This window comes from Paenibacillus sp. 2KB_20 (assembly GCF_052115765.1).
Taxonomy (GTDB): Bacteria; Bacillota; Bacilli; order Paenibacillales; family Paenibacillaceae; genus Paenibacillus_AQ.
On the sequence record NZ_JBFRHH010000026.1, the window covers coordinates 41,312 to 48,181 of the forward strand.

The 6,870-nt window shown below is 50.7% G+C and carries 5 protein-coding genes and 1 riboswitch; of the genes, 1 reads left to right on the forward strand and 4 read right to left on the reverse strand.

Annotated elements, in window-relative coordinates:
• Positions 1-92: 92 nt before the first annotated feature.
• The 4 genes from AB4124_RS33390 to AB4124_RS33405 form a co-directional block, all read right to left on the reverse strand.
• Positions 93-1,091, reverse strand: a complete 999-nt coding sequence (locus AB4124_RS33390) for an ABC transporter substrate-binding protein (RefSeq protein WP_441975392.1) — start codon at positions 1,089-1,091, stop codon at positions 93-95.
• A gap of 33 nt (positions 1,092-1,124) precedes the next feature.
• Positions 1,125-2,840, reverse strand: a complete 1,716-nt coding sequence (locus AB4124_RS33395; protein ID WP_441975393.1) for an ABC transporter ATP-binding protein — start codon at positions 2,838-2,840, stop codon at positions 1,125-1,127.
• A gap of 94 nt (positions 2,841-2,934) precedes the next feature.
• Positions 2,935-3,969: a FecCD family ABC transporter permease gene (locus AB4124_RS33400; RefSeq protein ID WP_441975394.1), complete on the reverse strand. Its 1,035-nt coding sequence runs from the start codon at positions 3,967-3,969 to the stop codon at positions 2,935-2,937.
• Positions 3,969-5,024: a FecCD family ABC transporter permease gene (locus AB4124_RS33405; RefSeq protein WP_339265771.1), complete on the reverse strand. Its 1,056-nt coding sequence runs from the start codon at positions 5,022-5,024 to the stop codon at positions 3,969-3,971. Before AB4124_RS33405 ends, AB4124_RS33400 begins: the two co-directional genes overlap by 1 nt.
• Positions 5,025-5,256: 232 nt before the next feature.
• Positions 5,257-5,317: riboswitch (Fluoride riboswitch) on the forward strand.
• Positions 5,318-5,390: 73 nt separating this feature from the next.
• On the opposite strand from AB4124_RS33405, the gene AB4124_RS33410 reads away from it, so the two are divergent.
• Positions 5,391-6,713: a voltage-gated chloride channel family protein gene (locus tag AB4124_RS33410; protein ID WP_441975395.1), complete on the forward strand. Its 1,323-nt coding sequence runs from the start codon at positions 5,391-5,393 to the stop codon at positions 6,711-6,713.
• The last annotated feature ends 157 nt before the right edge of the window (positions 6,714-6,870 follow it).

Sequence of the window (6,870 nt, forward strand, 5' to 3'; positions counted from 1 at the left end):
ATGTTCATGAGAACACAAATGGCAGACCGCTCTTGTTCAGGGTCTGCCATTACCGTCCATCACTATCCGTGCGGTATCACCGAGCTCGCTGGTTATTTCGTGTTTTCCTTCTCTTTTTGGCTGACGATCATTTCCGTCACTTCCTCCGCCTGAGCTAGGACAGCAATCGGATCAAACGGCCAAAATCGTTTGGCATCGAGATAAAACACGCGATCCTGCTTCACCGCTTCAATCGAAGTCCACACCTTGTCCTTCTTATCCATCTCGGCGCCGTTAGACTCATCAAAGAAGATATAATCGCCTGCATAATCTTTGAGCACTTCCATGGAAACCTCTTTGTAAGTCACGTTAGCATCAATCAATTCTTTTTGGATCGTTGCCGGAGGCGTTAGCTGGAGCTCCTTGTAGATTGCCAAGCCTCCTCGATAAATGCCATCTCCGTAGAGATAGAAGGTTTTACCGAATGCGCCAAAGATCGAGAACGTCTCTCCCTCTTCCAAAACACCGTTCACTTTTGTGCGCAGTGCTTCTATTTTTTCATCGAAACCGGCGAGCCATTCTTTTGCTTCTGTTTCTTTGCCCAGTATAGCACCGAGTCCCTCCACTTCTTCGTGCACGCCTCGATAGGTTTCATAAGGGAGAATGACCGTCGGTGCGATTTTGGACAATTTCTCGTATAATTCCGGGTCCGAGTTAGCGCTGATAATCAGGTCTGGGTTCAATTCCACAATCTTTTCCGGAGCGCTTTCCCCCGTGTTCTCTATGCCCTCAATCATGTCTTGAATATGGACGTTCTCGAGATCCGTCGCTGTCGCGCCGACCGGCTTTTCTCCGAGCAACAGCAGAGTTGGCAGGTAGGCATCAACTACAATTCGCTCGGGAGCGGCCGGAATTTCGATTTCTCCGTTAATCGTATCCACCTCTCTAGTCGTGGGCGCTGAGGCCTCAGTCTGGGGCTTGTCCGTGCCCGCAGCTGTTTCACCGGCAGAGCCGCCATTATTCACGGTATTCCCATTCCCGCTGCATGCCGAAATAAAGATCGAACATAAAACGAGCGTGGAGAGCATGATGCGTAATTTAGACTTGAACATGTTGATATCCTCCCAAAAAAATGATAGCTGGATTTAAGCCCCGAATTGGGCTCGATGTAATCGGCTGTATATGCCGTGCGCCGCGAGCAGTTCTTCGTGGATGCCTTGTTCGGCAATGCCTTTGTCAGCAACAACCACAATCCGATCTGCGTTCTTGATGGTAGCGAGCCGGTGCGCAATTATAAGTGTCGTCCGACCTTCCGACAATTCGGCCAATGCCTGCTGAATCGCCGCTTCGGTCTCCGCATCCAATGCGGACGTCGCTTCGTCCAAAATAAGAATCGGCGGGTTCTTGAGGAACATACGGGCTATCGACAGGCGCTGTTTCTGTCCGCCGGACAGCTTGACGCCTCTCTCGCCAATTAAGGTGTCCAGCCCATCCGGAAGTGAAGCGACCAGCTCCTCAAGCTGGGCACGGCTCATGGCTTTCATAATGTCGCTATCGGCAGCATCAAGTCGGCCATAGGCAATATTTTCGCGAATGCTGCCGTCAAACAGGAATACATCCTGCTGCACGATGCCAATATGGGAACGAAGGGATTGCAGCGTCATGTCTCGGATATCGATCCCGTCAATCGTAATCCGGCCAGCGTCTGTATCATAGAAACGCGGCAGCAATGAACATAACGTTGTTTTGCCCGCTCCGGACGGCCCCACAAGCGCAACGGTTTCACCGGCACGTATGGACAAACTGATATCCTGCAGCACTTGATCTTTGTTCTCGTACCCGAAGGATACCCCCTGAAAGGCAATGTCTCCCCGCAGATCGTGAACCGGCTTCGCATTAGGCGTATCCGCAACGTCCGGTTCGCTCTCAAGCAGCTCCAAATAACGCTTAAAGCCGGCGATTCCCTTCGGATACATCTCAATGACCGCATTGATCTGTTTGATCGGACCGAGGAACACGTTGGACAGCATGACAAAAGCGATAAATTCCCCGTTGGTCATCCGGCCTTCGATCACGAACCAAGTACCGCACACCAAAACGAACAGGGAGATGAATTTCATCAGGATAAAGCTAATCGAAGAGTTCCACGCCATAATGCGGTAGGCAATCAGCTTTGTCACGCGGAAACGGTTGTTGTTCTCGGCGAAACGAGCCATTTCATGCTCCTCATTCGAGAAGGCTTGAACCACGCGGATACCGCTGACGTTGTTCTCCACCCTTGCGTTGTAATCGGCGATATCGGAGAACATGCGCTTAAACGCAGCCGACATTTTTCCACTGAAATAGAGTGATAAATAGACCATCAGAGGTACTATCACAAACGTCATCACCGCAAGCTCCCAGTTAATCCCGAGCATGATGCCCAAGGCTCCGGCAAGCGTCATAAGGGCAATGAACAGATCTTCCGGACCGTGGTGGGCAATTTCCCCGATATCCATCAGGTCGTTTGTCATCCGCGAGACGAGATGTCCCGTCTTGTTGTTGTCAAAAAAACGGAAGGATTGCTTCTGAACCCGATCAAACAGCTTTTTGCGCATATCCGTCTCAATGTTGATGCCGAGTTTATGCCCCCAATAGGTGACCACGTAATGCAAGAAGGAACTGACAACATAAATGCCGAGAAGACCCAAACAAGCGTATAAGATCCACTTCCAGTTACCGCTCGGCAGCAAGTCGTCAATCACGCGGTTGACGGCAACCGGGAATATCAATTCAAGTAAAGCCGCAAAGATAGCGCAGCAAAAATCCAGGATGAACAGCCTTTTATAAGGCTTGTAATAGGAAAAAAATCGACGCAGCATAAGGACCTCCTTAATCCGTAATTCCATTATAGAAATGAGCAAGTCCTTCCCTTTAATAAAGCGCACATTTTAGATCAGTTACGATCTTATCCTGTTACGCTCTCGACCTTGATAACAGGTACAGGAAATAGGGAGCACCAATCACCGCAACCACGATCCCCGTCGGAATCTCAGATGGTTGGATGATCCAACGTCCCAGAGTATCGGCTGTGATGACCAGCAGTGCACCGACCAGCGCCGTTACCGGCAGCAGCATCTGATGCTTCGCACCGACCAACCGTCTGGACAGGTGGGGCGCGATAAGTCCGACAAATCCAATTCCGCCGCTTACCGCAACGCACGAGGCTGCCAAGCCAACCGCCGCTGCCAACAGCTTCAGCTGCTCCCTTGTGACGGAAGCACCGAGTCCCGTCGCCATCGGTTCTCCAAGATTGAGCACGTTCATCACCTGCGCTTTATACATGACGAAGGGCAGAAGCACAAGGATCCATGGGAGCAATGCCAATACAAACTTCCAGCTGGAACCCCAAATGCTGCCCGCTAGCCAAGTGGCAACAAACTGATATTTTTCAGGACTCAAGCGCAGCGTTAGCACGATCATAGCCGCACTAATGCCCGCCGCAACGGCAATCCCTGTTAACAGGAGCCCCGTCGGCTTAAAACCCTGATTCTTCTTATAGGCCAGCACGCATATTAATGCAGCGGTTAAGCTCGCCCCAATCAATGCAAGCACCGGCAGTAGATAAACAGGGGCCGCCGTCGTGCTTGGGAAAAATGAAATGAACAGCATCACCATCAAGCCTGCTCCTGCATTAATCCCCAAGATTCCCGGATCCGCCAGCTCATTACGGGATATTCCCTGCATCACACATCCCGATATCGCTAGCCCGGCCCCAATAAGCAGCGAGATGACGATCCGCGGCAAGCGGAATTCGAACAGCACCAGCTCCTGCTTATCCGTCCCGCTGCCAAACAAGGTTTTGATGACCTCAAGCGGCGATAAACGAATGACTCCCGTATTCATACTGATCAGAAATACCAAAACGATCAGTGCAGCCAGAATAGACAGGGTTATGATTTTGCGCTTCTTATCTTTTCGCCCATGCATGGTGTTTGTGATGGTCTCCATTACAGTTCCCTCCTTTCTTTGCGTGCCAAGTAGAGGAAGAAGGGCACCCCGATCAACGCGATGATCGCGCCCACCGGTGTCTCGTAAGGAGGGTTCACCATTCTTGCTGCTAAGTCGGCAATGACGACCAGCAAGCTCCCAAGAACGGCCGAGCAAGGAATGATGAGGCGGTAATCCACACCGACCAGCTTGCGCGTGACATGCGGAATCATGAGACCGACAAAGCCTACCGCACCGACAACCGAGACGGCAGCCCCTGCCAGTACCAGCACGATCACCGTTCCGGCCAGCTTGACAAGTCCCGTTCGCTGCCCGAGTCCGCGGGCGATCTCATCGCCGAGGCTGAGCATGGTAATGGAGCGTGACAATGCAATAGCTCCCAATATGGCAGCGACTATCCACGGCAGCATAATCTTCAGATGGATCCACTTAATCCCCGCCGTTCCGCCGGCATACCAGAACGCCATGTCCTGTCCGACCTGAAAATACAATGCAATGCCTTCGCTAAGCGCACTTAACAAAGCACTGAGCGCAGCACCCGCCAGAACAAGACGAACCGGTGTCAATCCGCCTTTTGCCATGGAACTGACACCATACACGAGTACAGCACCTAATCCTGCTCCAAGGAACGAGAACAGAATCAGGTACATATAAGGCAGCCCCGGAAAAAACGAAAAGCAAAGGGCAATGGCAAACCCCGCTCCCGCATTTAATCCGAGCAAACCTGAATCAGCGAGCGGATTCCGAGTCATCCCCTGCATGATCGCGCCCGATACCGCAAAGCAGGCGCCCACCATCGCCCCACCGAGGACTCTCGGCAAGCGCAGTTCCTGTATGATCTGATGCTCCGTCACATCAGGATTAAAGAAAAACACCGCCTCCCATACATTTCGCAGATCAATCTCTGCCGCTCCGAGCGATATCGATAAAGCTATGCCAAGCACCAGCGCTGCCACACCTCCGGTGAGAATCAGGGTTGCAGCCCATGGTCGCCCCTTGAGTTTAACGTGGGTCTTAGAATCTGTAAGACTTGGATTGGACGTGTTTGATGACATCATTTTCTCCTCAATACTTTGATATTGATTCTCATTATCATCTGTAACTATAAAATAAAGGTCTTTCCTGCGTCCATGGACATCTTGAATTTCTCACCTAAAAAAAGTCCATGCCCAAGTCAAGCACTTTTTTCCAAATAAATGCGATACTTCTTTGGGCTCAATAAAAAGCTCCGCTCCTATGGATTGTGCCATTGACACTGAAACCTCTATTCCATTACAATAAATGCTAATTGAATGAGGCGATGGAGTTCGCCATAACCGCTTCGATAGCTAATGACTCCTACCAGAGGTCGCTTTCCTGGTAGGAGTCTGTTTGTGTATCGAAGGGTTTAGCGGCGAATATATAGAAACGGGTGAATTTGCATGATTAAAAAATGGTTTGAAGCTGACGAAAAATGGCCATACGCCTTGTTGTCCGGTTACTTCATCAAATGGATCGTTCTGGGAAGTGTTGTTGGATTGATGACGGGCAGTGCCTCCGCCTTCTTTCTTTACAGTCTGGACTATGTAACTTCCCTTCGCATGGAGAATCCTTGGCTGCTGTTCTTCCTTCCCTTCGGAGGCGCTGTGGTCAGCTACCTTTATTACAAATTTGGCAAGAGCAGTACCAAGGGGAATAATCTCATCCTTGAACAAATCCATGGCGGTACGGAATCCGTTCCATTGCGAATGGCACCTTTAGTTCTAATCGGAACATTAATCACGCATCTGTTTGGGGGCTCTGCAGGACGTGAGGGTACTGCCGTTCAGATGGGAGGAAGTTTATCGGAGTGGTTCGGGAAGCTTATCCGCGTCACGCCGGCGGATCGAAAAATACTGCTGATCTGCGGAATTAGCGGCGGTTTCGGATCCATCTTCGGCACGCCGCTAGCGGGAACGCTATTTGGACTAGAAGTCCTTGCCATCGGACTGATCTCGCACCAAGCCCTATTACCTGCATTCATAGCCAGCTTGGTCGGGAATCTGATCGCCACCTCCCTATGGGGCGTAAGCCATCTGCATTATCCGATCGGAGAAATTCCGGCTTTGAGTTTCCTGGTGATCCTAAAGGTGATTTTCGCCTCGATACTCTTTGGTCTGACAAGCCGACTATTCAGTGAGCTAACCCATTCCTTGAAGCGGTGGTACAGCTATTTCTTCCGCAATCCGATGATCAAAAGCGCTGTCGGCGGCATCATCATCATTGGGCTGGTTTATCTGCTTGGGACACGCGATTATTTGGGACTGGGTCTCCCCCTGATCGAAGCCTCCTTCACAGACGAGGTATCGCCTCTCGCCTTTCTCGGCAAAATCATCTTTACCTCGCTGACGCTCGGAGCAGGGTTCCAGGGTGGAGAAGTAACCCCGCTGTTTGCCATCGGGGCAACGCTGGGTAACGCGTTATCGGAATGGATCGGATTATACGCCCCGTTCCTGGCTGCATTAGGATTTATTGCTGTCTTCTGCGGAGCAACGAACACCCCGATTGCTTGCTTTATTATGGGAATCGAACTGTTCGGCGGTGAAGGCGCCGTGTATATGTTTATGGCCTGTGTGATCAGTTACTTGTTCTCCGGGCACTCCGGCATCTACACCTCCCAACAAATCGGCATATCCAAACACCCGCTCCTCTCGTTCCCGCTGGGCACCACGCTTGCGGGAGCGAAGACGTTAAAAAAACAGAAGCACAAAAAGACGTCCGAGTAATCGGACGTCTCAGGCTGTCGAGAAAGTCTCGACAGCTATTTTTTTGTATATTTAATTCAACACGACACCGCGTTAATATTATATAATATTAGTAAATAAACCGTTCGGAAGGGTGTTAAATATGTTGCGTTCTAACCGAGAAAAACAGCAGGCTTAC